Annotated in this window: 25 protein-coding genes and 1 pseudogene; 5 read left to right on the forward strand and 21 right to left on the reverse strand. The window is 73.9% G+C overall.

All coding sequences use genetic code 11. The features are described from left to right. Nucleotides 1-48: 48 nt before the first annotated feature. Nucleotides 49-672 (forward strand): thioesterase family protein, encoded by a 624-nt coding sequence (locus AC6JBM_RS25935; RefSeq protein WP_497986171.1) that lies wholly within the window; start codon nt 49-51, stop codon nt 670-672. A 94-nt stretch (nt 673-766) separates the two neighbouring features. On the opposite strand, the gene AC6JBM_RS25940 is transcribed toward AC6JBM_RS25935, so the two are convergent. Then, the gene (locus tag AC6JBM_RS25940) at nt 767-922 is read right to left on the reverse strand and encodes a hypothetical protein (protein ID WP_497986172.1); all 156 of its coding nucleotides are present in this window, start codon (nt 920-922) and stop codon (nt 767-769) included. A 346-nt stretch (nt 923-1,268) separates the two neighbouring features. Between AC6JBM_RS25940 and AC6JBM_RS25945 the strand changes: the two genes are divergently transcribed. Further along, complete coding sequence (locus AC6JBM_RS25945) at nt 1,269-5,018, forward strand: nidogen-like domain-containing protein (RefSeq protein ID WP_497986173.1); 3,750 nt, start codon at nt 1,269-1,271, stop codon at nt 5,016-5,018. A 53-nt stretch (nt 5,019-5,071) separates the two neighbouring features. Here the strand turns inward: AC6JBM_RS25945 and AC6JBM_RS25950 are convergent, their stop codons facing one another. The 13 genes from AC6JBM_RS25950 to AC6JBM_RS26010 all read right to left on the reverse strand — a co-directional run bounded on the left by AC6JBM_RS25950 (nt 5,072) and on the right by AC6JBM_RS26010 (nt 15,921). Continuing rightward, nucleotides 5,072-6,586, reverse strand: coding sequence for a class I adenylate-forming enzyme family protein (locus tag AC6JBM_RS25950; RefSeq protein ID WP_497986174.1), 1,515 nt, complete (start codon nt 6,584-6,586; stop codon nt 5,072-5,074). Continuing rightward, nucleotides 6,579-7,313, reverse strand: coding sequence for an SDR family NAD(P)-dependent oxidoreductase (locus AC6JBM_RS25955; protein WP_497986175.1), 735 nt, complete (start codon nt 7,311-7,313; stop codon nt 6,579-6,581). The genes AC6JBM_RS25950 and AC6JBM_RS25955 overlap by 8 nt, the downstream gene beginning before the upstream one ends. After that, nucleotides 7,310-8,143: an enoyl-CoA hydratase gene (locus tag AC6JBM_RS25960; protein WP_497986176.1), complete on the reverse strand. Its 834-nt coding sequence runs from the start codon at nt 8,141-8,143 to the stop codon at nt 7,310-7,312. The genes AC6JBM_RS25955 and AC6JBM_RS25960 overlap by 4 nt, the downstream gene beginning before the upstream one ends. After that, nucleotides 8,140-9,024: an acyl-CoA dehydrogenase family protein gene (locus AC6JBM_RS25965; RefSeq protein WP_497986177.1), complete on the reverse strand. Its 885-nt coding sequence runs from the start codon at nt 9,022-9,024 to the stop codon at nt 8,140-8,142. Before AC6JBM_RS25965 ends, AC6JBM_RS25960 begins: the two co-directional genes overlap by 4 nt. A gap of 8 nt (nt 9,025-9,032) precedes the next feature. Further along, entirely contained in the window at nt 9,033-10,169 is a 1,137-nt protein-coding gene (locus AC6JBM_RS25970) for an acyl-CoA dehydrogenase family protein (protein WP_497986178.1), read from the reverse strand. Beyond that, complete coding sequence (locus AC6JBM_RS25975) at nt 10,166-10,900, reverse strand: enoyl-CoA hydratase family protein (RefSeq protein WP_497986179.1); 735 nt, start codon at nt 10,898-10,900, stop codon at nt 10,166-10,168. Before AC6JBM_RS25975 ends, AC6JBM_RS25970 begins: the two co-directional genes overlap by 4 nt. Next, nucleotides 10,897-11,271 carry a MaoC family dehydratase gene (locus AC6JBM_RS25980; RefSeq protein ID WP_497986180.1) on the reverse strand — a complete coding sequence of 125 codons (375 nt, stop codon included), beginning with the start codon at nt 11,269-11,271 and terminating at the stop codon, nt 10,897-10,899. Before AC6JBM_RS25980 ends, AC6JBM_RS25975 begins: the two co-directional genes overlap by 4 nt. After that, on the reverse strand, nt 11,268-11,693 hold the full coding sequence (locus AC6JBM_RS25985) for an FAS1-like dehydratase domain-containing protein (protein WP_433087773.1): 426 nt from the start codon (nt 11,691-11,693) through the stop codon (nt 11,268-11,270). Before AC6JBM_RS25985 ends, AC6JBM_RS25980 begins: the two co-directional genes overlap by 4 nt. Nucleotides 11,694-11,701: 8 nt before the next feature. Further along, on the reverse strand, nt 11,702-12,454 hold the full coding sequence (locus tag AC6JBM_RS25990) for an SDR family oxidoreductase (protein ID WP_497986181.1): 753 nt from the start codon (nt 12,452-12,454) through the stop codon (nt 11,702-11,704). Nucleotides 12,455-12,458: 4 nt separating this feature from the next. Next, nucleotides 12,459-13,091, reverse strand: a complete 633-nt coding sequence (locus AC6JBM_RS25995) for an acyltransferase (protein WP_497986182.1) — start codon at nt 13,089-13,091, stop codon at nt 12,459-12,461. Further along, a complete protein-coding gene (locus tag AC6JBM_RS26000) occupies nt 13,091-14,146 on the reverse strand; it encodes an NAD(P)H-dependent flavin oxidoreductase (RefSeq protein WP_497986183.1) in 1,056 nt (351 codons plus the stop codon). Before AC6JBM_RS26000 ends, AC6JBM_RS25995 begins: the two co-directional genes overlap by 1 nt. Before the next feature lie 82 nt (nt 14,147-14,228). Further along, the gene (locus AC6JBM_RS26005) at nt 14,229-14,981 is read right to left on the reverse strand and encodes a CoA-transferase subunit beta (RefSeq protein ID WP_497986184.1); all 753 of its coding nucleotides are present in this window, start codon (nt 14,979-14,981) and stop codon (nt 14,229-14,231) included. A gap of 82 nt (nt 14,982-15,063) precedes the next feature. After that, the gene (locus AC6JBM_RS26010) at nt 15,064-15,921 is read right to left on the reverse strand and encodes a CoA transferase subunit A (protein ID WP_497986185.1); all 858 of its coding nucleotides are present in this window, start codon (nt 15,919-15,921) and stop codon (nt 15,064-15,066) included. Between the two features lie 142 nt (nt 15,922-16,063). Here AC6JBM_RS26010 and AC6JBM_RS26015 point away from each other — a divergent pair, with 142 nt between their 5' ends. Next, nucleotides 16,064-16,651, forward strand: coding sequence for a TetR/AcrR family transcriptional regulator (locus AC6JBM_RS26015; protein ID WP_497986186.1), 588 nt, complete (start codon nt 16,064-16,066; stop codon nt 16,649-16,651). A gap of 54 nt (nt 16,652-16,705) precedes the next feature. Here AC6JBM_RS26015 and AC6JBM_RS26020 read toward each other — a convergent pair whose 3' ends face one another. The 3 genes from AC6JBM_RS26020 to AC6JBM_RS26030 form a co-directional block, all read right to left on the reverse strand. Beyond that, nucleotides 16,706-17,440 (reverse strand): metal-dependent hydrolase, encoded by a 735-nt coding sequence (locus tag AC6JBM_RS26020; protein WP_497986528.1) that lies wholly within the window; start codon nt 17,438-17,440, stop codon nt 16,706-16,708. A gap of 67 nt (nt 17,441-17,507) precedes the next feature. Beyond that, nucleotides 17,508-18,137: a hypothetical protein gene (locus AC6JBM_RS26025; protein ID WP_497986187.1), complete on the reverse strand. Its 630-nt coding sequence runs from the start codon at nt 18,135-18,137 to the stop codon at nt 17,508-17,510. Nucleotides 18,138-18,172: 35 nt separating this feature from the next. Beyond that, nucleotides 18,173-18,814: a hypothetical protein gene (locus AC6JBM_RS26030; RefSeq protein ID WP_497986188.1), complete on the reverse strand. Its 642-nt coding sequence runs from the start codon at nt 18,812-18,814 to the stop codon at nt 18,173-18,175. 60 nt (nt 18,815-18,874) lie between these two features. Here AC6JBM_RS26030 and AC6JBM_RS26035 point away from each other — a divergent pair. Together AC6JBM_RS26035 and AC6JBM_RS26040 are read left to right on the forward strand one after the other, a co-directional pair. After that, nucleotides 18,875-19,693, forward strand: a pseudogene (locus AC6JBM_RS26035) (HEAT repeat domain-containing protein); the annotation flags it as partial. Between the two features lie 97 nt (nt 19,694-19,790). Next, a complete protein-coding gene (locus tag AC6JBM_RS26040) occupies nt 19,791-20,063 on the forward strand; it encodes a HEAT repeat domain-containing protein (protein WP_497986529.1) in 273 nt (90 codons plus the stop codon). A 24-nt stretch (nt 20,064-20,087) separates the two neighbouring features. Here AC6JBM_RS26040 and AC6JBM_RS26045 read toward each other — a convergent pair whose 3' ends face one another. From AC6JBM_RS26045 to AC6JBM_RS26060, 4 genes are read right to left on the reverse strand one after another with little or no spacing between them, the layout of a single operon-like run. Then, nucleotides 20,088-20,945, reverse strand: a complete 858-nt coding sequence (locus AC6JBM_RS26045) for an SDR family NAD(P)-dependent oxidoreductase (RefSeq protein WP_497986189.1) — start codon at nt 20,943-20,945, stop codon at nt 20,088-20,090. Further along, the gene (locus AC6JBM_RS26050; RefSeq protein WP_497986190.1) at nt 20,942-22,132 is read right to left on the reverse strand and encodes an acetyl-CoA C-acetyltransferase; all 1,191 of its coding nucleotides are present in this window, start codon (nt 22,130-22,132) and stop codon (nt 20,942-20,944) included. The genes AC6JBM_RS26045 and AC6JBM_RS26050 overlap by 4 nt, the downstream gene beginning before the upstream one ends. A gap of 21 nt (nt 22,133-22,153) precedes the next feature. Next, nucleotides 22,154-22,807 carry an SDR family NAD(P)-dependent oxidoreductase gene (locus tag AC6JBM_RS26055; protein WP_497986191.1) on the reverse strand — a complete coding sequence of 218 codons (654 nt, stop codon included), beginning with the start codon at nt 22,805-22,807 and terminating at the stop codon, nt 22,154-22,156. After that, nucleotides 22,808-24,301, reverse strand: coding sequence for a FadD3 family acyl-CoA ligase (locus AC6JBM_RS26060; protein ID WP_497986192.1), 1,494 nt, complete (start codon nt 24,299-24,301; stop codon nt 22,808-22,810). Nucleotides 24,302-24,319: the final 18 nt, after the last annotated feature.

Genomic DNA, 24,319 nt, shown 5'->3' on the forward strand with positions numbered 1-24,319 from the left:
GCCATTCTGTGTCGGTCGGAGAGACCGTGTCAAGGCGGGAGCGCGTGCGTGGACGACATCTGGCTGGCGCCGATCGGCGAACCCCTGGACCTGGCGGTGACGGCGGGGCTGCCCCCGGTACCGCTGCCGGAACAATGCCATGTGGAGCAGCTGATCTGGCACGGTGACCCGCTCACCGGCCCGCTGCGGGCGCACGTCGCGGCGCGGAGCGCGAGCACGGCCACCGTCCGCATCGCGGCCGGCGACCGGATCGTCGCCGACGTGCGCATCCGCCGCGGCCCGGGCCGCACGGCCAGACCCCACGCGCTGCTGCGCACGGACCTGGGCCCGGGCGCGGCGTACACCCGGCTGTTCCCGGTGACGAAGGACGTGACGACGGACCACGTGCCGGGCGCCGAGCCGGTGCTGAGCACCCCGTCGCTGATCGCGTTCATGGAGGACACCGCGGCCGACATCCTGCGCGCCCAGTTCACCCCGGCGGCGGCGTCGCTGGGCACCTGGATCGGCGTGCGGCACTCGGGCCCGGCCGGCATCGGCCAGGCGGTGACCGTGACCGCGGTGCTGGCCGAGGTGCGCGGCCGGCGGTACCTCTTCGACGTCGTGGCCACAGTGGACGGCCGGGAGATCGGCGACGGCCAGGTGGCCCAGACCCTGATCAGCCTCGCCGGCTGAGCGCGGCCGGGAATGGGCCACCGGTGCGCCGCGCGGGTGGCTCGCCGCGGTTTCCCGGCGGCGGTTCGCGACACATCGGCGCGGCTCGAGTCGGTCAGGGCGTCGGCTTCTCCGTGCCGATGAAGACGATGCCGATGAGCAGCGCACAGGCCACGTAGATCGCGCCGGCGGTGAATGCCCCGGCGACGCCGAGGACGAAGGTGTCGCGACGGCCGGGGATGTCGCCGATCCGGCCACCGAGCAGCGTCATGCCGCCGAAGGCGCCGCTTGCCGCGGCCTTCCGCGACGACCGCGCATCCCGTGCAAGCAGCCGGGAAAGCGCGAGCCGACATCAACGCATAACAAGTAGCGGATGGTGGCAATAGTCGATTTTTCACGATCGGCGTGTTGCGGCACTGCCGGAATGCGTCGTCCTTTTAGTCGTTGAGTGATCTTTTCTTTTCCGAAACCATCGAATGGCGCCGTACCGCGCGCGGAACGTTGTCCTGCACTTCAAGGAATGTCGCAATCAGGGAGTGATTGTGCACGGCTTAGTGCGGTCCATTCGGCACGTTCATGGCGCGACGTCGCGGCGGCTGGCCGCGGGCGTCGCGGTGTTGTCTGTTCTGCTGGTGCAGGTCGTGGCGGTCATTGCCGGTGCCGCCCCGGCCGCGGCCGGCGGCGGCCCGCTCGAGCACGGGCCCGGTGGTCCCCGGTTGAGTGTGCACGCGCCGCGGAGCACGACCCTCGGCAGCGTCGTGCTGACCGGGCGGACGATCCCGCGCAGCACGGTCACGGTGGCCGGCGGGTTGATCCCGGCGTCGACCGCCGGCGGCGCGGACGGGGCGTTCTCCGTCGAGGTGGTGCTGCGCCCGGACCGGGAGAACCGCCTCGAGGTGACCGCGCTCTACGGCAACCAGCGGGCGGCGCAAAGGGTCGAGGTGCGCCAGCGGACGGCCGCGTCGAGCGGGACGCTGCGGGGCCGGGTCGTCAACGTGGCCACCGGTTCGGCGATCGCCGGCGCATGGGTCAGCTACGGGCCCAGGCGGGCGCAGACCGACGCGAACGGCCGGTACACCCTCACCGGCCTGCCCGACGGCATGGTCGGCCTGTCGGTGCGGGCGCCCGGGCGGATCAGCGGCCTGGCCATCGGGCGGGTCGCCGGCGGCGGCGCCGGCCAGGTCGGCGACGCGCTGCTGCAGGACATGGCCGCGCCCGTCCGCGTCACCAACCGGGGCGGTACGTTCTCCGGGCCGGGGTGGCGGCTGACGGTACCGCCGAACGCGGTCCGCAACACCGTCGAGCTCAACCTCACCCAGCTCGTCTTCACCGGCGCGGCCGACACCGCGGGCGTGCCGATCGTCGACCTGTCGCCGAGCGGGACGCGGTTCCTGCGGCCGGTGACGGTCTCCATCGACACCCGCGCCACCGGCCTGGAGCCCGGCGACGCCGAGATCGTCGGCATCAACCCGGACACCTTCGCCGGCTCCGTGCTGCCGTCGCGGATCGTCGGCGGGCGGCTGGAGGTCCAGCTGACCGAGTTCGACGGCATGGTGCTGCGCGACCGGCCCCGCTTCAACAACCGGTGGGGCGGCTCCGCGTCGAAGTGCACGCCGTTCACGTCCACGTTCGACGCCGACTACGCGCGGGGCTTCATGCAGAAGGTACTGCTGCCGTTCCTGAGGGTGGCCATGGGCAAAGCTTCCGCCGACCTCTGGGGCCAGTACCTCGACGGCGGCGTGCCCTCCACCGGCCGGGTGGCGGTGACCGACGCCGACGCACTGCGCCAGTTCCGCACGGTGGACGAAACGAACATCGGCACGAGACGGGTGGTGAACAACGTCGCGGCCGCGCTGGGCGAGCGGACACCCCCCGCACTGTCCGCGCCGGAGCAACCGACCACGGTGGACATCACCACCCTGAGCTACAACGGCAAGACGGTCGGCAGCAAGGAGAACATCGACTACGCGTGGCCGTTCGACGTGCCGGGCAACATCGCGGGTGGCCTCAGCGGGGTGACCATCAACGGCGCCCACTTCGACGACGAGCGGACCTTCACCGGGCCGGTGAAGCTCGTTCCCACGGCCAGCCCCAGGGGCGTGCTGACCAAGGTGGAGGTCGTGCCCACGCTGACGCTGACCGTGAAGGACTCCATCGACCTGTGCGACGGTCAGCTCGGCGCGGGTATCGAGGAGCTGGCCACGATCGCGCTCAGCCGGCTGGAGGTGACGCCGAAGCCCGGCGGCGGCTTCTACGCCAAGCCGATCCTGTTCCAGGTGACCACGCCGGTGGATGCCGACCCGGTCGAGGTGACCCGGCTGTACCGCAACGACGCGGACGGCGACGGCGTGCCGGAGACGCAGCCGTGGACCGGCGCCGGCTTCTCCCTCGACAACTGCCCGCAGGTGGCCAACCCCGGCCAGGCCGACGACGACGGCGACCACGTCGGCAACGCCTGTGACACGCCTGACGATCTGCCGCCGGGTGGCGTGCCCGGCGACGGGCTGCCGCCGGACGGCGGGACCACGGCCGACGCGGGGCCGCACGACCCGGGTCCGGGCGGCGGCTACGGCGACCCGCACATGGTGACCTTCGACAACGGCACCTACGACTTCCAGGCCGCCGGTGACTTCGTGATGGCGGAGTCGAGCACCGACGACTTCGCCGTGCAGGTGCGGTACACCAGGCTGCCCAGCACCTCCCCGAGCGTGGCCTTCAACCGTGGCGTCGCGGCCCGGGTCGGCGGCTCGATCCTCGCCTTCGGCGACAACACCACCTCGGCCCCCGGCTCCCCGCTGGTGGCGACCCTGGACGGCCAGCCGTTCGAGGTGCGGCCGGGCACCACCAGCCTGCCCGGCGGCGCCCTGCTGCGCTTCTCCGGCGTCAGCGGTGCGGTCGTGCGGTGGCCCGACGGCACCGAGCTGGCCGCCGGCCGGTGGACCGGCGACAACGCCTTCCTCACGCTCGCGCCGAGCCGCTGGGGCAAGGTCCGCGGCATCCTCGGCAACGCCGACCGCGACCCGGCCAACGACCTGACCGCGCGGGACGGCACCGTCGTGCACGAAACGCACAACCGCGACCAGCTGTACGGCGTGTTCGGCGAGAGCTGGCGGGTGAGCGGTGCGGCCTCGTTCTTCCGCAGCACCGTGCCGCCGGACGGGGCGCTGCCGATCGTGCCGCCGACCACCGCGTCCATCGCGGACCTGTCGGACGCCGCTCGCGCCGCGGCCGAGCAGGTCTGCCGCGGCCGCGGCCTGCAGCCCGGCGCCGGGCTCGAACAGTGCATCCTCGACGTGGGCCTGACCGGCGACGCGCGCCTCGCCGACGACGCGGCCGTGGTCGCCCAGCGCATGCGGTCCACCGTGGACCTCGGCGCGGTCGGCACGCCCGCCGAGGACACCGCGCACATCACGCTCGGGCAGCGGGTCACCGGGACCATCTCGGCGCCGCTGGGCGTGGACGTCTACCTCATCGACCTGCAGGCCGGGGACACCATCCTCATCAGTACCCCGGCGGCGTGCACCAGCCTCGACACGTTCTCCATCACCCTCGTGTCGCCGAGCGGCCGGCCGATCGGGCGCACCCGCGGGCCGGACTGCGGCTCGCTGGGCGCGACCGCGCTGCGCGAGTCCGGGCAGTACCAGCTGCGGGTGTTCGACGCGGGCGGGCGCACCGGCGGGTACGGCTTCCAGGTCGACGGCCAGCAGCTCGGCCTGACCTGCCAGGCCAACTCGGTCACGCCCAACGACGACGGCTCCAGCCCCGAGATCGTGCTGCCGTTCAGCATCGACTTCCTGGGCCGCCAGTACACCTCGGTCTGGGTCAACAACAACGGCAACGTGACCTTCGACGGACCTCGCTCCGACTACACGCCGGGCGCCATGGCCGACCTCCGCTCGCCGATGGTGGCGGCGTGGTGGGCCGACGTGGACACCCGCGGCGCGAGTTCGCAGCCGGTGAAGTACGGCACGGGCACGGTGAACGGCCGGCGCGCGTTCTGCGTCGACTACCACCAGGTCGGCTACTTCAACGGCCACGACGACAAGCTGAACTCGTTCCAGCTCTACCTGGTGGACCGGGCCGACGTGGCCCCGGGCGCCTTCGACATCGTGCTCAGCTACCAGCAGCTGCAGTGGGAGACCGGCGACGCCAGCGGCGGCACCGGTGGCCTGGGCGGCACCTCGGCGGCGGCCGGGTACGCCAACGGCTCCGGCGACGCCGGCACCTTCGCTGAGCTGCCGGGCTCGCGCCAGCCGGGCCAGCTGCTCGACACCGCGGCCACCGGGCTGACGCGGACGTCGACCAACAGCGGCGAGGCGGGCGTGCACGTCCTGCAGATCCGCCCCCGGGCCGGCGGGACGGGATGACGCGCTGAAACGCGGGCCGGTCGGCGCATCGCCGGCCGGCCCGTTCGGACCGGCTAGGCCTGGGCGAAGCGCCTCGCGGCATCGGCGCGCAGGGCGGCCTTGTCCACCTTGCCGCCGGTGCCGAGCGGCAGCGCCGGCAGCTCGACCAGGTGCTCGGGCCAGTTCTGCTTGCCGACCCCGCCCGCGTCGAGGTGGGTGCGCAGGTCGTCCAGCGTGAGCGGGGCGCGGGTCACCACGTAGGCGCAGGCCCGCTCGCCGAGCACCGGGTCGGGCGCGGCGACCACCGCGACCGCCGCCACCGCCGGGTGCCCGGCGACGGCCTCCTCCACGACGAGGGCGCTGACGTTGTGCCCGCCGCGGATGATGAAGTCGGCGATGCGGCCGGTGATCGCGAGGTACCCGTCGGCGTCGATCGCGCCGACGTCGCCGGTCAGCAGCCGGCCGTCGGGGCGGAAGAGGGCCGCGTTGGCCGCGTCGTCGTCGAGGTACCCGGGGGTGCAGCCGGGGCCGTCGACGGAGATCTGGCCCTCGCCGACCAGGCGCAGCCGCATCGCCGGGATCGGGCGCCCCGCGGTCGTCAGGCGGCGCTGCGGCGGATCGTCCACCGTGGTCACCGAGATCGGGCCGGCCTCGTTGGAGCCGTAGAACTGCAGCACCGAGCAGCCCGTGCGCTCCTCGAACTCGCGCGCCCGGGCCAGCGGCACCCGCTCCCCGCCGGTGAACATGACACGCAGCGAGGACAGGTCGGCCGAGGCGAAGCCGGGGCTGTTGAGCATCATGATGAACTGGGCCGTCACCGCGCACAGGACGGTCACCCGGTGCCGCTCGATCAGCCGCAGGGTCTCGGCGGCGTCGAACTCGGCGGTGAGCACGGCCGGGTAGCCGTACATCGCCGGGACGACGTGCGCGCTCCACAGGCCGAAGCCGTAGGGGGCGGGCAGCACGCTGGCGACGACCTCGTCCGGGCCGAAGCGGCCCGCGGCGTGGGCCAGGGGGCCGAAGTACTTGCGGTTGTTCAGCGTCTGGCGCACCACCTTCGGCAGGCCGGTCGTGCCCGAGGTGGAGTTGAGGAAGAACAGGTCGTCCGGGCCCATCCGGGCCTCGGCCAGCCCCTGCGCGGGCAGGGTCTCGAGGTCCAGCAGCACGTGGCGGTGCGCGCCGCACGCGGCGGCGATGGCGGCGCCCGGGCGGCCCCGGTGCTCGGCCCGGGTGGCCAGGGCGGCGCCGGTCTTGCGCAGCAGGTGCGCGATCTCGGCGTCCCCGGCCCGCGGGCCGATGCCGACCGTGACCAGGCCGGCTTTCTGCGCGGCCAGGTACGCGATGTGGGTCAGCGCGCCGCCGGTGAGCAGCACCGCGAGCCGGTCCCCCGGCGCGAAGCCCTGGTCCACATAGGACATCGCGAGGCGCGAGGACAGCTCGTCGTACTCCCGCCAGGTGAACGTCCCCTCCGGCGCGTGGAACGCGATGCCGGAGGGATCGTTGCGGGCCACGTAGTCCGCGATCGTGTCGGCGCTCCAGGAGCCGTCGGCGTAGAACGCGTCCACTCTGGACGCCGGGAACTCAGACACCCGCTCCCCCGTCCAGGCGCAGCACCGCACCGGCGGCGAAGCGGGCCTCGGCCGAGCCCAGGTACGCGATGGCCGCCGCGACCTCCGCCGGATCGGCCACGGGCGGGTCGACCAGCGCCCCGCCGATGCCCGCCAGCCGGGGATGCGGATTCGGCACCGGCGCCAGCCCGGCCCGCAGCGGCGTGTCCACGGAGCCGGGGCACACGCACGTGACCCGGACTCCCGAGGGCGCCAGCTCCACGGCCAGCGAGCGGGTCAGCGCGACCACGCCGCCCTTCGCGGCCGAATAGGCGGCGCTGTACCGCCACCCGCGCACCCCGGCGAGGGAGGCCACGTTCACGATCGCCCCGCGGGCGGCCACGAGCGGCTCCAGCGCGGCCCGCGCGACCAGGAACGTGCCGGTGAGGTTGATGCCGATGATGCGCTCCCACTCGGCGAGCGTCACCTCGGAGGTGTGCTGGTAGGAGGCGACCCCGGCGACGTTGGCGACCAGGTCGAGCCGGCCGCCCCAGTCCGCCGCGCGCGCCACCGCCGCGGCGACCTCGGCCTCGTCGCGCACGTCGCAGTGCAGCGCCAGCACGTCGTCGCCCGACTCCTCCATGGGCGCCACGTCCAGGGCCGCGACCCGGGCGCCCTCGCGCAGCAGCCGGCGGACGGTGGCCGCCCCGATGCCGGAGGCGGCCCCGGTGACGAGGGCAACGCTGCCGGAGTATCGCTGGGCGCTCATGAGGAACGCATCGAGCGCGCGTCGTGCCCGGCCAGGGCGTCCTTGCCCACCTCGGCGTTGTGCGCGTGGGCCACGTGGTGCAGGCCGAAGACGGAGTCCATCCCGGCCCGCAGGCCCATCAGGTCCTCGGCCTGGTTGACCGCCTTCTTCGTCAGCGCCAGCCCCAGCCGCGGCATGGCCGCGATCCGGTTCGCGATGTCCATCGTGGACGACTCCAGGCCGTCCCGGGGCACGACCCGGTTCACCATGCCCAGCGCCAGGGCCCGCTCGGCCGGCACGCGCTCGCCGAGGAACAGGAACTCCTTGGCGTAGCGGGGACCCATGACCCACGGGTGTGCGAAGTACTCGACGCCGGGGATGCCCATCCGCACCACCGGGTCGGCGAAGAACGCGTCGTCGGCGGCGACGATGAGGTCGCAGCACCAGGCGAGCATGAGCCCGCCCGCGATGCAGGCGCCCTGCACCATGGCGATCGTCGGCTTCGGCAGCTCCCGCCAGCGCCGGCACATGCCGAGGTAGACCTCCGACTCGCGGGCGAAGCGGCTCTCGGCGCCCTCCTTGCCGACGTGGTCCCACCACAGCCCGGCGCGGCGCTCGAAGCTCTGGTCGATGTCGCGGCCGGGGGTGCCGATGTCGTGGCCGGCGGAGAAGTGCTCGCCCGAGCCGGCCAGCACGATCACCTTGACGTCGTCGTCGGCGGCGGCCCGGCCGAAGGCGTCGTCGAGCGCGTAGGTCATCTTGGAGTTCTGGGCGTTGCGGTACTGCGGCCGGTGCATCGTCACGACGGCGACGGGGCCTTCGGTGCGGTAGAGGACGACGTCGTCACTCATAAGGTTGCCTCCGGGAGGGCGAGGGATGTGGCGATGCGGTCCAGCCGGGCGCCGGTCTCCGCCAGGGATTCCAGGGCCCAGGCCCGTTTGACGTACCGGTGCAGCTCGTACTCCACCGTGTAGCCGATCGCGCCGTGGCACTGGATCGCGGCGCGCCCGGCCTCGTGGGCGGCCTCGGCGGCGAGCACGACCGCGGCGTCCACGGCCCGCTCGGCGTCCACGTCGTGCTCGACGGCCCAGGCGGCGGCGAGCACCTCGGGGGCGGCGAACTCGAGGCCGAGCAGGGCGTCGGCGAGGTGGTGCTTGACGGCCTGGAAGCTGCCGACGGGCGCGCCGAACTGGTGGCGCTGCTTGACGTAGGCCACGGTGAGGTCGAGCATCCGCCGCCCGAGCCCGACGAGCTCGGCGGCCAGCGCCAGCCCGGCCCGCAGCCGCGCCGGGCGCACCAGGGCCGGGTCATCCGTGAGGACGTCGGCGCCGGTGGAGACGGTCGCGCTGAGGAACGGGTCCACGGTGGACACCGGGGCTCCGGCGGCGGCGCCGATCCGGGCCACATCGGCGTCGAGGTGCAGGATCCAGTCGGCCTTGGCGCCGAACGGGGTCAGGCCGCCCGCCCCGGCCAGGGCGATGCGGGAGCCGTCGGTGCCCCGCGGATCGCCGAGCGCGGCCAGCAGCGGCCCCGCGACGAACGCGGTGGCGGAGAAGGGCTCGTCGATCGCGGCGTACCCGGCCGCCTCCAGCACCCCCACGAAGTCGGTCGCCGTGAGCCCGAGGTCGGCGAAGACGTCCATCGCGGCGAGGGCGTCCCAGTCGCCGGCCGCCAGGGGCGCCCGGACCGCGTCGGCGAAGGCGAGTTGCTCGTCAGTGGGGGCGAAGCGCATCGGCGAACCTATCGGGGCAGGCCGAGCACCCGCTCGGCGACGATGTTGCGCTGGATCTCGTTGGTCCCCGCGTAGATGGGGCCGGCGAGGGAGAACTGGTAGCCCCGCGTCCACGGGCCGTCGAGCAGCGCCTGCGCGCCCAGCAGCTCCAGCGCCACCTCGTGCAGGTCGATGTCCAGCTGCGACCAGTAGAGCTTGTTGAGACTCGAGCGGGCGCCGGGCGGGCGGCCCTCGACCAGGCCGGTGACCTGGTGCAGGGTGAAGTGGCGGTACGCGCGGGCGCGCAGCCAGGCGCGGGTGACCCGCTCCCGGGTGGCCGGCCGCAGCCGGTCCCGGTGCGCGATCGCGAGCGCGATGAGGCGCTCGGCGGCGTGCAGGAACCGGCCCGGGGAGCGCAGGGTCAGGCCGCGCTCGGAGCCGGTGGTCGCCATCGCCACCTTCCAGCCCTGGTGCAGGCCGCCGAGCACGGCCGTGTCGGGGACGAAGACGTCGTCGAAGAAGACCTCGGCGAAGCCCTCGTCGCCGTCGAGGCGGCCGAAGCCGCGCACGGTCACGCCCTCGGTGTCGAGGGGGACGAGGAAGTATGTGAGGCCGCGGTGGCGGGGCGCGTCCGGGTCGGTGCGGAAGAGCCCGAACAGGTGGGTGCAGAACGCGCCCCGGGTCGTCCACGTCTTCTGCCCGCTCAGCCGCCAGCCGCCCTCGGCCCGCACCGCGCGGCTCGCGATCGCGGCGAGGTCGCTGCCGGCGCCGGGCTCGGACCAGCCCTGGCACCACAGGTCCTGGGCCGCGGCCATCCGCGGCAGCAGGGTGTCGCGCTGCTCGTCGGAGCCGAACTCGAACAGCGTCGGGGCGAGCAGGAAGATGCCGTTCTGGGTGACCCGCTGCGGGGCCCCGGCGGCGTAGTACTCCTCCTCGAAGATCAGCCACTCCCACAGCGACGCGTCCCGGCCGCCGTACGCGGACGGCCACGACACCACCGCCCAGCGCGCGTCGAACAGCCGCCGCTCCCAGTCCAGGTGCGCGGCGAAGCCATCGCGGGTGTCGCCGGACGGCAGCGGCTCGGCGGGCACGTTCGCCCGCAGCCAGTCGCGCGCCTCGGCCCGGAACGCGGCCTCGGCGGGCGTGTCGGACAGGTCGACCGTCATCGGCCGAACTCGTCCCGCACGCGGTCGGCGACGCCCGTGAGGTTCAGCTCGTAGGTGAAGCCCTGCTCGTACCGGTAGCTGCGCTTCGGCTCCCAGGGGTCGATCCCGTTGAGCGACTCCTTGGCGGCCCGGATCACGGTGGGGTTCTTGGCCGCGATGTTCGCCGCGACCTCGAACGCCGCCGCCCGCAGCTCCTCGCGCGGCACGACCCGCAGCACCGACCCGAACGCGTGCAGCTCGGCGGCGGTCGCGGTGGCCGAGGTGTACATCATCGCGCGCATCTTGTGCTGGGGCACCAGCCGCGCGAGGTGGGTCGCGGCGCCGAGCGCGCCCCGGTCGACCTCGGGCAGCCCGAAGGTCGCGTCGTCGGCGGCGACGATGATGTCGGCGTTGCCGCACAGCCCGATGCCGCCGCCGAGGCAGAAGCCCTGCACGGCCGCGACGACGGGCACGGGGCAGTCGTAGACGGCGGCGAACGCGGCCGCGCAGCCCTTGTTCACCCCGACGATCGCGCTGAAGTCCTTGGCGGCCTGCAGCTCCTTGATGTCGACGCCGGCGTTGAAGCCGCGGCCCTCGGCCCGCAGCACCACCGCCCGCACCGCCGGGTCGGCCCCGGCCGCGTCCAGCGCGCCGGCGAGGTCGAACCAGCCCTTGACCGGCAGCGCGTTCACGGGCGGGTTGTCCATGACGATCTCGGCGATGCCGCGGTCGTCCACAGTCGAGGTGATCATTGGTCCTCTTCGGTCGCGAAGGTCGCCCAGCCGTACACGGCGACGGTGCCGTCCTGTTTGGTGCAGGTCATCTCGACGTCGAGCTCGCCGGGGCGGCGGGCGGTGACGGTGCCGTCGCAGGTGACCGTGTCGCCGGGGAAGACCCGGGCGGCGAAGCGGACCCGGAACGCGCGGACGTTCTCGGCGCCGAACGCGTCGGTGGCCCAGGTGGCCAGGAACCCGGCCTGCAGCATGCCCAGCGCGAGCGGGGCCGGCAGGCCGGACTCGCGGGCGAAGGTCTCGTCGTGGTGGATCGGGTTGAAGTCGCCCGAAGCGCCCTGGTACTTCACCAGATCCGTGCGCGTCAGCGGTCCGACAACGAGCGGGCTCATCCTGCCTCGACCCCCGTCAGCTTCGCGGTGGCGACGAGCCGGCCGGTCTCGTCGCGGAACTCGGTCACCATGACGGCGAACGCGAGCGGCCCGGAGCGGCCCTCCTTGCGGGTCACCGACTCGATCCGGGACACCCCGGTGAGCCGGGCCCCGGCGCGCGGCGGCGGGCCGTGGAACACGAACTCCTGCTCGGCGTGCAGCCCCTTGTGCTGGTCCATCGCCACCGCCTCCCACGGGTCGGCGGCGCCGGACTGCCAGAAGAACGCGGTGGTGAGGAACGTCGCCGGCACGACCGGGTCCTCGGTGTCCAGATAGGCCGGGTTGGCCGAGTGCGTGGCCCGGGCGAACTCGCGGATCTTGCCGCGCTCGACGTCGAGGGTGAACGGCTCGCCGATGCGTCCGGCGGCACTGTCGTCGACCATGTGAACCCCTACGGATGCTGACTGCTGACCGACACGACCTCGCCGGTCATGTACGTGCTGTAGTCACTGGCCAGGAAGACGATCACATTGGCCACCTCCCACGGCTCGGCCGGCCGCCCGAACGCCTCGCGCTGGGACAGCTCCGCGAGCAGTTCCTCGGTGGTGACCTTGGCCAGGTGCGGGTGCATCGCGAGGCTGGGCGCCACCGCGTTGACCCGCACCCCGGCCCTGGCCGCCTCGACGGCGGACACGCGGGTGAGCGCCATGACCCCGGCCTTGGCCGCGGCGTAGTGCGCCTGCCCCTCCTGCGCCCGCCAGCCGATGACCGAGGCGTTGTTGACCACCACGCCCCGGCCGCGCGGCATCATGTGCCGCAGCGCCGCCCGGGTGCAGCGGAAGGTGCCGGTGAGCGTCACGTCGAGGACCGTGGACCACTGCTCGTCGGTCATGTCCACGATGTTCGCCGTGCCGCCGAGCCCGGCGTTGTTCACGAGCACGTCCAGCCCGCCGAGCCGCTCGGTCACGGTGTCGAAGAGCCGCTGGACCTGGGCCTCGTCGGTGACGTCGCAGGGCACCCCGAGCACGCCGAGGCGCTCGGCGGTCTCGGCGAGCCGGCGCTCGTGCCGGTCGCTGATCGCGACGGTGGCGCCCTCCTCCAGGCAGCGCTCGGCGGTCGCGAACCCGATGCCCGTGCCGGCGGCGGCGGTGACGAGCACCGTGCGGCCGGCGAGCAGGCCGTGACCTGCGGTCTTCTCCAGCATGCGATCACTCTACCAAGCGCTTGTTTGGTTCACTAGCCCGGGCGACGCCGAGCGGGACCGCGGTTTCGGGGCCGGTCGGCAGCTCGGGCCGGTCGGGCTCGGGCGCCGGCAGCGGCTCGACCTCGCGGAGGGAGGCCCGGCTGCGGGCGGCCAGCTCCTGGTACACCCGCGTGCCGTTGGCCTTCCAGGCGAGCTCCGCGGGCGTCAGGTCGCGCACGACGCGAGCCGGCGACCCGGCCGCGAGGGTGCGCGGCGGCACCACGAAGCCGGCCTTGACGAACGCGTGCGCGCCGACGAACGCCTCCGCCCCGACGTCGGCGCCGTCCATCACGACCGCGTTCATGCCCACGAGCACCCCGTCGCCGATGACGCAGCCGTGCAGCACCGCGCCGTGCCCGACGTGGCCGTGCCGGCCGAGCACCGCCTCGGTGCCCGGGAACGTGTGGAAGACGCAGGAGTCCTGCAGGTTCGAGCCGTCCAGCATGACGATCCGGCCGAAGTCCCCGCGCAGGCTGGCGAGGGGCCCCACGTAGCAGCCGGGGCCGACGTGGACGTCGCCGATGAGCACCGCGGTCGGGTGGACGTAGGCGTCCGGGTCCACGACCGGGACGACGCCGTCGATCGCGTACGCGGGCATCAGGCCAGCCGCTTCAGCGCGGTCTCGGCCTCGGCCATGATCCGCTCGACCAGCTCGGCGACGCTGGGCAGGTCGTCGATGAGCCCCGCAACCTGCCCGCTGGCCATGACGCCGGCGTCGGGCCGCCCCTCGACCATCGCGTTGCGGATGAGCATGGGGGTGTTCGCGGCCAGGAGCACCTGGTCGTACCGCAGCCCGTGCCCGCGCATCGCCCGCCCCTCGCGCAGCAGCGACACCCACGAGCGCCCCGAGAGCTTCCGGAACGCCCGGGCGCTGCCGAACGCGCGGGCGAGCCGCCGCCCGGGGACCGACGGTTTCGCGAGGGCGTCGACGAACCCGGTGCGCAGCACGCGCTGCGGCACCCCGTCGAGCGCGTCGGTGACCACGGTGTCGGTGACGGTCGCGGCGAGGTAGCGCCGCTTGACGTCCTCGGCGATCGGGCTGTCGGTGGTGAGCAGGAACCGGGTGCCCATGGCGATCCCGGCCGCGCCGTAGGCGAGCGCGGCGACGAGCCCGCGCCCGTCGTGGTAGCCGCCGGCCGCGACCACCGGGATGTCGACGGCGTCGACGACCTGGGGCAGCAGCAGGGAGATCGGCACGGGGCCGGTGTGCCCGCCGCCCTCGCCGCCCTGCACCACGACGGCGTCGGCGCCCCAGGCCGCGACCTTCTCGGCGTGCCGGCGCGCGCCGACGGAGGGCACCACCACCACGCCGGCCGACTTCAGCTTGTCGATCAGCTCCGGCTTGGGGGCCAGGGCGAAGGAGGCGACCCGGACCCCCTCGCGGATGAGCAGGTCGGCCCGGCGGCCGGCGTCGGGCGCGTCGGCGCGCAGGTTGACCCCGAAGGGCTTGTCGGTGCGGGCCTTGACGTCGGCGATCGCGGTGACGAGCTCGTCGTAGGACAGGGTGGCACTGGCGAGGACGCCCAGGCCGCCGGCGTTGGCGGTGGCCGCGGTGAGCCCGGCGTCGGAGACCCAGCCCATGCCGGTCTGCACGATGGGGTACTTCACCCCGAACAGCTCGCAGATCGGCGTCCGCAGCGCCCCAGTGCTCACCCCGTCACCTCCGCAAGCTCCGGCGCCGGGGCGGAAACCCTGAGCCGATGGTGGGCGGCCCCTCCGCTGCGCTCCGGACCGCTCACGACGACACCTCGCGCGAGCGGGCGCCCTTGGGGTCGATCACCTCGCGGATGAGCCGCAACTCGTCCTCGGTGGGCTCGCGGGTTTGCGGGACCTCAGCCGGTACAACTAAATCAAAGGCGGTCGCGGCGAGGACCTCGTCGACCGTCACGCCCGGGTGCACCGACGCCAGGCGCATGCGGTGGTCCTCGGTGTCGAAGTCGAAGACACCGAGGTTGCTGACCACCCGCCGCAGCTCGTGGTACTTGCCCGCGGCCGGGTCGGCGGCGGCGCGGTCGTAACCGACGCCGCTGACCATGTCGACGGCCGCCACGAACGCGCGCTTGCCGTGCCGCGGCACCCAGTAGCTCGTCGGGTGGCTCACCGTGTTGCCGGGCGCGCCGCGCACGCCGAGCAGCTGGCGGGTCGGGCGCGCGAAGTCGCCGATCGCGGAGATGTTGGCGTTGCCGTACCGGTCGATCTGGCTCGGCATCATCATGACGTGCCGGTGCCCGGTGTAGAGCAGGTCGAACACGGCCCGGAACGGCACCCAGCCCTCGACCTCGGCCGGGGCCTGCCCGAGCGCCCAGGTGCCCACGCCGAGCATCGCCTCGCCGTCGGAGAGCAGCAGGTCGGGCGCGAACGTGGCGCGGGCCAGGCGGGCGGCGATGCTCGGCACCACGCCGACCGGGCTCGCCAGGATCTCCCCGTCGCCGCGCCAGGCCTCGGCGCACGCGATCGCACAATATTCCGCGCGGGTGACGTCGCTCATGCCGTCACCTCCGCAAGCTCCGGCGCCGGCACGAGGAAACTGTGTTCATGATGAGCGGCCCCTCCGCTTCGCTCCGGACCGCTCATGCGGCCACGCTCCTGGTCTCGACGGCGGCACGGTAAGCGGCCTCGTCGCCGTCCAGGTACCGCTCGTAGAACTGCCGCCAGCGCTCGGGATCGGCGGCGGCGTCGGCGTACTCGCGCTGGAACGCCTCGTCGCGCCCGTAGTCTGGGTCGCAGGAGGTGAAGTGCGCGCCGCCGGGGGCCTCGACCACGCCGTGCACCATCCAGCGCTGCAGCAGCAGGCTCTGCACGGGCGCGTCCCGCGTCAGCTCGGCCGTGGGGACGATCCGCTCGACGGACACGTAGGCCTGCTCGGCCGCGGTGCAGAAGAGGTCGTCGAAGTACGGGTCCATGCCGAGGTACTGCGCGTTGCCGTGCACGTCGGCCCGGTTCAGGTGCACCAGGGCCGCGTCGAGCTGCAGGGCCGGCATCGCGACGAACTCCTCGCCGCCGTAGGGCGAGGCGACCATCCGCAGGGACGGGTTCACGGTGAGCACGTCGGAGCCGAGCCCGACGCGGCTGGGCAGGAACGGCAGGCGGCAGGTGGCCGCGTAGAGCCCCCAGCGCAGCATGCCCTCGTCGTACTCGGTCACCTCGACCGCGCCGCTCTCCCGGGCCGCACGGAAATGCGGCTCGAGCGGGATCGAGTCGAGCGACACGAACCCGTAGATCAAATGCCGGACCTTCTTCGCCGCCAGCAGCAGGCCCACGTCGGGGCCGCCGTAGCTCACGATCGTGAGGTCGGTGAGGTCGGAGCGCAGGATCGCGCGCACCAGGGCCATGGGCTTGCGCCGCGACCCCCAGCCGCCGATCCCGATGGTCATGCCGGAGCGTAACCGGGACACGACCTCGTCGGGGGACATCTGCTTGTTCGCCATCGCTGTGTTTGGCCGCCTTACTCCCGCAGGCTGACTTGCCACACGACCGTACCAAGCGCTTGCTTGATTACGCTACACTCGTTTTCTCACGGGGTCGGTACACTCCGGCGGGATACATCACCTTCTCTGCAAAGGACACGGCATGGCGCGGGAGTCTGGAGAACGACGCGAGCGGATTCTCGCCAGCGCCGCGGCGCTGTTCGCCAACAAGGGCGTGGCGGCGACCACAGTGCGTGAGATCGCCGACGAGGTCGGCATCCTGTCCGGGAGCCTCTACCACCACTTCGAGTCCAAGGAGGCGATGGTCGACGAGATCGTCACCTCCTACCTCGAGGACCTGCGGACCCGCTACAAGCGGGTGCTGGCCGCCGACACGGACCCGCGCACCCGCCTGCACGACCTGATCGTGGCGTCGCTCGAGGTGGTGGAGGCACACCCGCACGCCACCGAGATCTACCAGAACGACGTCAACTACCTGATCCAGATCGAGCGGTTCGGATACCTGCGCAACGCCGGCAAGGAGGTCCAGGCCGCCTGGCTGCAGGTCATCGAGGCCGGGATCGGCCAGGGCGTGATCCGCTCGGACCTCGACCCGAAGATTCTGTACCGCCTGATGCGTGACGCGGTGTGGTTGTCGGTGCGCTGGTTCAAGCCGACCAAGGAGTACCCGATCTCGCGCCTGGCCGAGGACTGCACCTCGCTGTTCCTGGACGGCCTCGCGCGCAAGTGAGACGGCCAGTCCCGCAAGTGCGACGGCTTGTCCCGCAGGTGACGTGAGCGCGGGCTAGGCGGCCAGGAGCCAGCCCGCTCCGATCGCGCCCGCCACCATCGCCCAGCGGACGAGGTGCTCGGCGCGGCCCCCGGTCCCGAAGCGCAGCCCGCGCGGGGCCCGCAGCCGCCGCCAGCGCCGCCCGCCGAGCTTGAGCGGAAACAGCGCGGGCACCCCCGTGTTGGTGAGCGCGTCCCCGGCGATGTGCGCGAGGCACCCGAACGCGACCGGCAGCCCGAGCCACCACCAGCCGCCCGCCGGCCCGAACGTGACGAGCGCCGCGGCGGTGACGGCCCCGCCGAGGGTCGCCCCGAGCGTGCCCCGCTTGCGCTTCGGCCACAGCGCCCGCACGGCGAGCCCGGTCGTGGCGAACGTCACGACCGCGGCGGCCGCGATGCCCCCGAGCCACCCGCCCACGGCCGCGACCAGGCCGGTGACGAGCGCCCAGAGCACGGTGTGCGTGAGCGTGCGGTGCCCGTCGAGGTCACGGACGTCGAGCGGCGTGCGCGTGCGGGCGTGCAGCACGGCACAGGCCCGCCCGATGCGCCGGCACAGGAACTTCGTCACCGGGCCGAACGTGTGCGCGACGCAGGAGCTGGGGTGGTCGCAGTCGGGCAGCAGCGCCGCCCCGGCCGCGACGACCGTCCCGACGATCACCACGGGCGGCGCGACCGGCACGCCCAGGGCCGCGAGCCCCGCACAGCCCGCCAGCCACCCGGCGGCCCCCGACACGGCGTGTGAAGATCCCATCACCCTTCCGATGGTGATCCATGCACGCAAATGCGGGCCGATCTCAGTGGTCAGCCCAGTGGTCAGCTCAGTGGTTGCCGGGCCACCACGGCTGGTCCCACGCCGGCGTCGTATGGGTCAGCCACGGCAGCAGGACCAGGATCGCCACCCACGGCAGGACCGCCACGGCCAACGGCGTCCGGCGCACCCGCCCGAACCCGGCCAGCCGGAACACCGGCGAGCCGGTCCGCGGCCGGGGCGGCGGCTCGTCCGCGACGGTGACCGTCCCACCGCTCAGGTCCCGCACCGCGGCCGCGGCCCCCGGCCCGTCGGGAACCGGCGAGAAGTACGGCCGGTCCCGCTCGCCGGCGAGCACGAACAGGCACCGCTGGCTGCCGAGGTAGGCGATCCACGCGGCCCGCACCTCGGACCAGGCGATGCCGGTCAGACCGGTCGAGATGGCCAGCTCGCGCAGCCGGAGCCCGTCGGCGGTCACCTCGGCCGGCGGCGTCGTCAGGGTGGCCACGAACGCGAGCAGGCCGATGGCCCCGGTCACCCCGAACACCACCAGCACGGCGAACAGCATGGGCCCCCGGGCGCCGAGCGCCAGGGCATAGGCGGCGATCAGCGCCCGGAACACGACCGTGACCCCCACCGGGACGGCCGCCTGCCAGCGCGAACGAACCAGCACGAACCGTGCCACATCGGTGTCCGACACGAGATCCCCCGGGTTGATGAGTCGGGCCGCGCGCCCTACTTGTTCTTGTCGACCTCGATCTGGGCCCGCGCCTGCGGCAGCAGGCGCTCCGCGTCGCGCGCGGCGCCGAAGAAGAAGTAGATGACGCCGGTGTCGTACGCGTCGGCCCACAGGCAGACGGTCGCCGGGGTCGCCGCGGTGGAGGCGTCGGCGCACCGGACCGCGCCCCGCATCGGACCACCGTCGACGGGCCGGAAGCTGTACTTGCCGAAGCCCTGCGTCGCCACCTGCTCCACGAACGCGGCCGGGTCGGTGATGTCGGCGGTCGACGCGGCGAAGAGCAGCACGTTCTCCTTGCCGGTGGTGCCGTAGGCGCCGGCCACCTTCGTCCCGCCGGAGCGCACGCCCCACCCGTCGCTCACCTTGACGCCCTGCGCCTTGATGCCGGCCTCGGTGGCGGGCGCCCGGCCGAGCAGCGTCTTGGGCTGCACGACGGTGTAGGCGATCGTGTCCGCCGCGGCCGGGGTGGCGACCGGCGCCGCGGACGCCGACGGGGGCGGGGCGGCCGCCGACGTGGGGGCCGCCGCGGACGTCGCCGAGGCCGCCGCCGACGCCGCCGCCGAGGGGGCCGCGGGCGCATCGCCGCAGCCGGCCAGCGCCATCACGCCGACCGCCAGAACTCCCGCCATCACGCGCACGGCGGGAGGCTAACAGCGACCCCGCCCGGAGCACCAGGTGGGGCGGGCCATACTGACCCGATGATCGGCGGCATCTCGGCGGTGGAGACCGTGGTTCGGCATGCCACGGAGCTCGAGGACGACTACGAGGACATCGCCCCGCTCCTCGCGGCGCTCGCGGCCGGCGGTGACACCACGCTCGTGCCGCGCCTGAAGCGGGCGCTCGACACGTTTCTCGACGACGGGAACTTCTACGGCCGCGACCTGATCGCCGGCATCCTGGCCGGCATCCAGGGCGTGACGGCGCTCCCGACGCTGCTGCGCGCCGCGGCCCGCGACCTCGGCGACGACCAGGACGGCCTGGACACCGAGATCATCGAGCTGCTGCAGGCGGACGGGGCGGCCGCGCGGCGGGCCGTGCTGCGCTTCGCCACGAGCGAGGCGCCCGACGAGCGCCGGGCCGGGCTCTGGGCGCTCGGGTTCGTGGCCGAGGCCGAGGACCACGACCTGCTCGCCGCGGCCGTCACCGATCCCGATCCGCGGATCAGGTCCACGGCGATCGGCTCGATCGGCGACCCCGCCGGCGACGACCGGGACTTCCGCCTGCTCATCATGGCGCTGCGCGAGCCGGACGTGCAGGCGCGGGCGGCGGTCGTCAGCCGACTCGGCGGCACCGGCCGCGCCGACGCGGCCGCGCCGATCGCCGCGCTGGCCGACGATCCGGCTCCGCGGGTGCGGTCCATGGTCGCCTACGCCCTGGGGCGCCTGGGCGGCGGCGGCCCCGTGATGCCGACGCTGCTGAGGCTCAACGGCGACGCCGACCCGCACGTCCGCGAACACGCCCGGGAGGCCCTCGGCACGGTCGGCGGCCCCGCGGCGGTCGACGCCCTGCTCGCGCTCGCCGCGGATCCCGACCCGGAGACCCGGGCCCAGGCCGCCCGCGCGCTGGCCCGGGCGGGCGGCTCGGACCCCCGGCGGTCCGCGGCACCTCGCATCGCTGGCGCGCGACACCGAGGCGTCGGTGCGGGCGGCCCTCGTCAGCGGCCTTGCCGTCTCCGCCGGCCGGGACGAGTGGCAGGCGTCGCTGCTGGCCGGTCTGGCCGACGACCGCGATCCGGAGGTCCGCCGGCGCGTCGCGGTGACCATCCGCCGCGTCGCCCCCGGCCTCGCGCCGGAAGTCCTCCGGCAGTACGCGAACGACCCCGACGGACAGGTGCGCGGCATCGCCGGCGTGGAGCTGGACCGGCTGGCCGGCACCGAGGCCCGCTGAACCGTCCCGGGAGCACCCGGCGGGTCAGACGCGGTGCAGGCCGAGCGGGCTCAGGGGGCCGACCTCGCCCGCGGCGAAGGCGGCCGCCACCGCCGACACCGTCCAGGCCGGGTTCAGGGCGCCGTGGCCCTGGACGGCCGGGTGGGCGACCATCGACAGCTCGTCCCCGTCGATGCGCACGACCTGGCCGTGCAGGGCCGAGGACGCGTCCGCGAGCAGGTACACCACCGCCGGGGCGTTCAGGGCCGGGGACTTGGCCACGTTCTGGCCCTGGGCGGCCGCGCCCAGGTACGCCTCGTACGCGTCCGCCATCCGGGTGTGCGCGTTCGGGGACACGGCGTTCACGCGCACGCCGGTGCCGGCGAGGTCGGTGGCCCAGCAGTACGTCAGCGACGCCACCGCCCCCTTGCTGGCCCCGTAGGCGCCCATCGCGGCCGAGCCCGCGTGCGAGCCCGACGTCACGTTGACGATCGAGCCGGTGCCGCGCTGGAGCATGGCGCGGATGGCGTGCAGGCCGCAGTACGCGGTGCCGAGGACGTTCACCTCCAGCACGGCGCGGAACTCGGCCGGGTCCTGCTCCCGCGGGTCGGCCAGGCGGAAGATGCCGGCGTTGTTGACCAGGCCGTCGATCGCGCCGAACTCCTCGACGCACGCTGTCACCAGCTCGCCCGCCCGGTCCCAGTCGGCGACCGAGCCCACGAACGGCGCCGCCCGGCCGCCCGCGCCGCGGATCTCCTCGACGACCGCGCCGGCCAGGTCCGCGTCGACGTCGTTGACGACGACGGCGGCGCCCTCGGCCGCGGCCAGGCGCGCGTACGCGGCGCCCAGCCCGCGGCCCGCCCCGGTGACGACGACGGCCTTGCCCGCCAGGTGACCGGTCACGACAGCCGCTCCAGGATCATTGCCATGCCCTGCCCGCCCGCGGTGCACATGGTCTCCAGGCCGATGCTCCGGTCGCGGAAGGACAGCCCGTTGAGCAGGGTCGTGGCCATCCGCGCGCCCGTCATGCCGAAGGGGTGGCCGACCGCGATCGCGCCGCCGTGGACGTTGACCTTGTCGGGGTCGGCGCCCAGCTGGCGGTACGACGGAATCACCTGCGCCGCGAAGGCCTCGTTGATCTCGATGAGGTCGATGTCCGAGATGGACATGCCGGCGTTGCGCAGCGCCCGCCGGCTCGCCTCGACCGGGCCGAGGCCCATGATCTCGGGGCTCAGCGCGGACACGCCCGTCGCCACGATCCGCGCCAGCGGGGTGAGGCCGAGCTCGCGGGCCCGGGAGGCGCTCATGACGATCACGGCCGCCGCGCCGTCGTTGAGGGGGCAGCAGTTGCCGGCGGTGACGGTGCCGTCGGGCCGGAACACCGGCTGCAGCGTGCTCACCTTCTCCAGCGTCACCCCCGCGCGGGGGCCGTCGTCGCGGGCCAGTTCGGTGCCGTCGGGCAGGGTGACGGGCGTGATGTCGAGCTCCCAGAACCCGTCGGCCTGGGCCTTCTCGGCGTTGTTCTGGCTGCGCACGCCGAACTCGTCCTGCTCACGGCGGGTGATGCCGCACAGCGACGCGACGTTCTCGGCGGTCTCGCCCATCGCGATGTACACGTCCGGCAGCCCCCCGCTCTCGCGCGGATCGGTCCAGGGCAGCGTGGACGTGCGCTCGGGCCAGCGGGGGTTGCGGGTGTCCGGCATGCCGTCGGCCTTCCCGGCCGGGTAGTGCGAGACGACCTCGGCCCCGGCCGCGACGAACGCGTGGCCCTCCCCCGCCTTGATGGCGTGGAAGGCCATCCGGATCGCCTGCAGCGAGGAGGCGCAGTACCGGTTGACGGTGGTGCCGGGCACCATGTCGAGCCCGAGGTGCATCGCGACCTGGCGGCCGAGGTTGTACCCCTGCTCACCGGCCGGCTGCGCGCACCCGAGGATCAGGTCGTCGAGCGTGGCCGGGTCGAGCGCGGGCACCTTGGCCAGGGCCTTGCCGACGATCTGGGCGGCGAGGTCGTCGGCGCGCACACCGGCGAGCGAGCCCTTGTAGGCGCGGCCGATGGGCGAGCGCGCGGCGGAGACGATGACGGCGTCCACAGTGGACTCCCTTCCGAGTTGCTATTGGGTGACGGTCCATCCCCCGTCCACGGGGAGCAGGACGCCGTTGACGTAGGCGGCGGCCGGCGAGAGCAGGAAGAGCACGGCCGCGGCGACGTCCTCGGGGCGCCCGGCGCGGCCCATGGGGTTGCGCTCGATGAGCGAGCGCCCGAGCGGGGTGTCGGCGAAGCCGGCCATGCGGGGCGTGTCGATGAAGCCGGGCGCGACCGCGTTGGCCCGCACCCGGGGCGCCACTCTCGTGGCCAGGTGCCGGGTGTAGCCGGCGATCGCGGCCTTCCCGGCGGAGTACCAGGCGCTGTCGGTACCGACGAAATTGCCCGCGACGGAGGCCACGTTGACCACGGCCGAGCCCTCGGGCGGGCCGGTCGCCAGCCAGGCGGAGGTGACGAGCTCCATGCTGCCGGCGGTGGCCACGAGCCCGTCGTCGAACGCGAGGGCGGGGCCGCCACTGGCCGGGCCCGCGTTGTTGACGAGGTAGCGCGCCGACCCGGTCTCGGCCAGGGCGGCCTCCACCGCGGCCCGGTCGCGGACGTCCACCTCCAGGTCGCCGCCGCGCAGGTCCCACACGACGGGGCGCAGGCCCTGCTCGGCGGCGAGGCGGGCGATGGCGGCGCCGATGCCGCTGCCACCCCCCGTGACGATGACGGTGTCCATTCAGGCACTCCGGAGGGTCGTTTTGAGCACCTTGCCGCTGGCGTTTCGCGGCAGGGCGTCGAGGAGTACGAACGAGCGGGGCTGCTTGTAGTTGGCGAGGCGATCCCGGCAGTAGGCCGCGAGCTCGTCGACCCGCAGGCCCGGCCGGGGCACGACGAAGGCGCGGGCCACCTCGCCGAGCCGGGCGTCGGGCACCCCGACGACGGCGACCTCGGCGACGGCCGGGTGGCGGGCGATGACCTGCTCGATCTCGACCGGGTAGGCGTTGAAGCCGCCGACGATGAACATGTCCTTGAGCCGGTCGGTGATGCGCAGGTAGCCGCGCTCGTCCAGCACGCCGACGTCGCCGGTGTGCAGCCAGCCCTCGGCGTCGATCGCCTCGGCGGTGGCGGCGGGATCCTGGAAGTACCCCTGCATGACGTTGTAGCCGCGGATCAGCACCTCGCCGGAGGACTCGTCGACGCGGACCTCCACGCCCGGGACCGCGGGGCCGCAGGTGGTCGCGACGGTCTGCGGGTCGTCGTCGGGGCGGCACATGGTGGCCGTCCCGCACGACTCGGTGAGCCCGTAGGCGGTGAGCACGGTCTCCAGGGCCATCTCGGCCCGCAGCCGCTCGATCATCACCACCGGGACGGTCGTCGCGCCGGTGACGGCGACCCGCAGGCTGGACAGGTCGTAGCCGGAGCGGCCGGGGTGGTCGAGCATCGAGGTGTAGAGCGTCGGCGGCCCGGGCAGCACCGTGATCCGCTCCCGCTGCACCAGCTCGAGGCTGACCGGCACGTCGAAGACCGCCTGCGGCACGAGCGTGGCGCCCCGCAGCAGGCAGGCGATGACGCCGGCCTTGTAGCCGAAGGTGTGGAAGCAGGGGTTCACCAGGAGGTACCGGTCCCCCTCCCGCAGCCCCGCGAGCGCGCTCCACGCGACGTAGAGCTCGGTGCTCTGCCGATGGGTGAGCATGGCGCCCTTGGGCCGGCCGGTGGTGCCGCTGGTGAAGAAGAGGTCGGAGAGGTCCTCGGGGTGCACCACCGCGTCGACGCCCTTGCCGACCGCCACGAACTCGTCCCAGTCGGCGAAGGAGACGATGTCGGTGAGCGCCGGGGTGGGCGTCTCGGCCGCAGCCTCGGCGAGCGAGTCGATGTAGCGGTTGCCGAGGAAGCCGTCGTCGACGAGCAGCAGCCGGGCCCCGCTGCGGGCCAGGATGTACGCGGCCTCGGCCCCCTTGAACCGCGTGTTCAGCGGCACGAGGACCCCGCCGGCGGAGACGATGCCGAGGGCGGCCACGATCCACCGCCACCCGTTCGGCGCCCACAGCGCCACCCGGTCGCCCTTGGCGATCCCGCGCGCGGCGAGCGCCTCGGCACAGCGGGTCACCTCGGCGGCGAGGTCGGCGTAGGTGAGCCGGACGTCGCCGTCGACGACCGCCTCGCGCCCTCGGTAGTGCGCCGCGCCGGCCCGCACCAGATCGGGGATCGTGCGGGCGTCCAACGGTTCCATGCGAGGCACCTTACCAAC

The sequence above is a fragment of the Dactylosporangium thailandense genome, assembly GCF_059739745.1.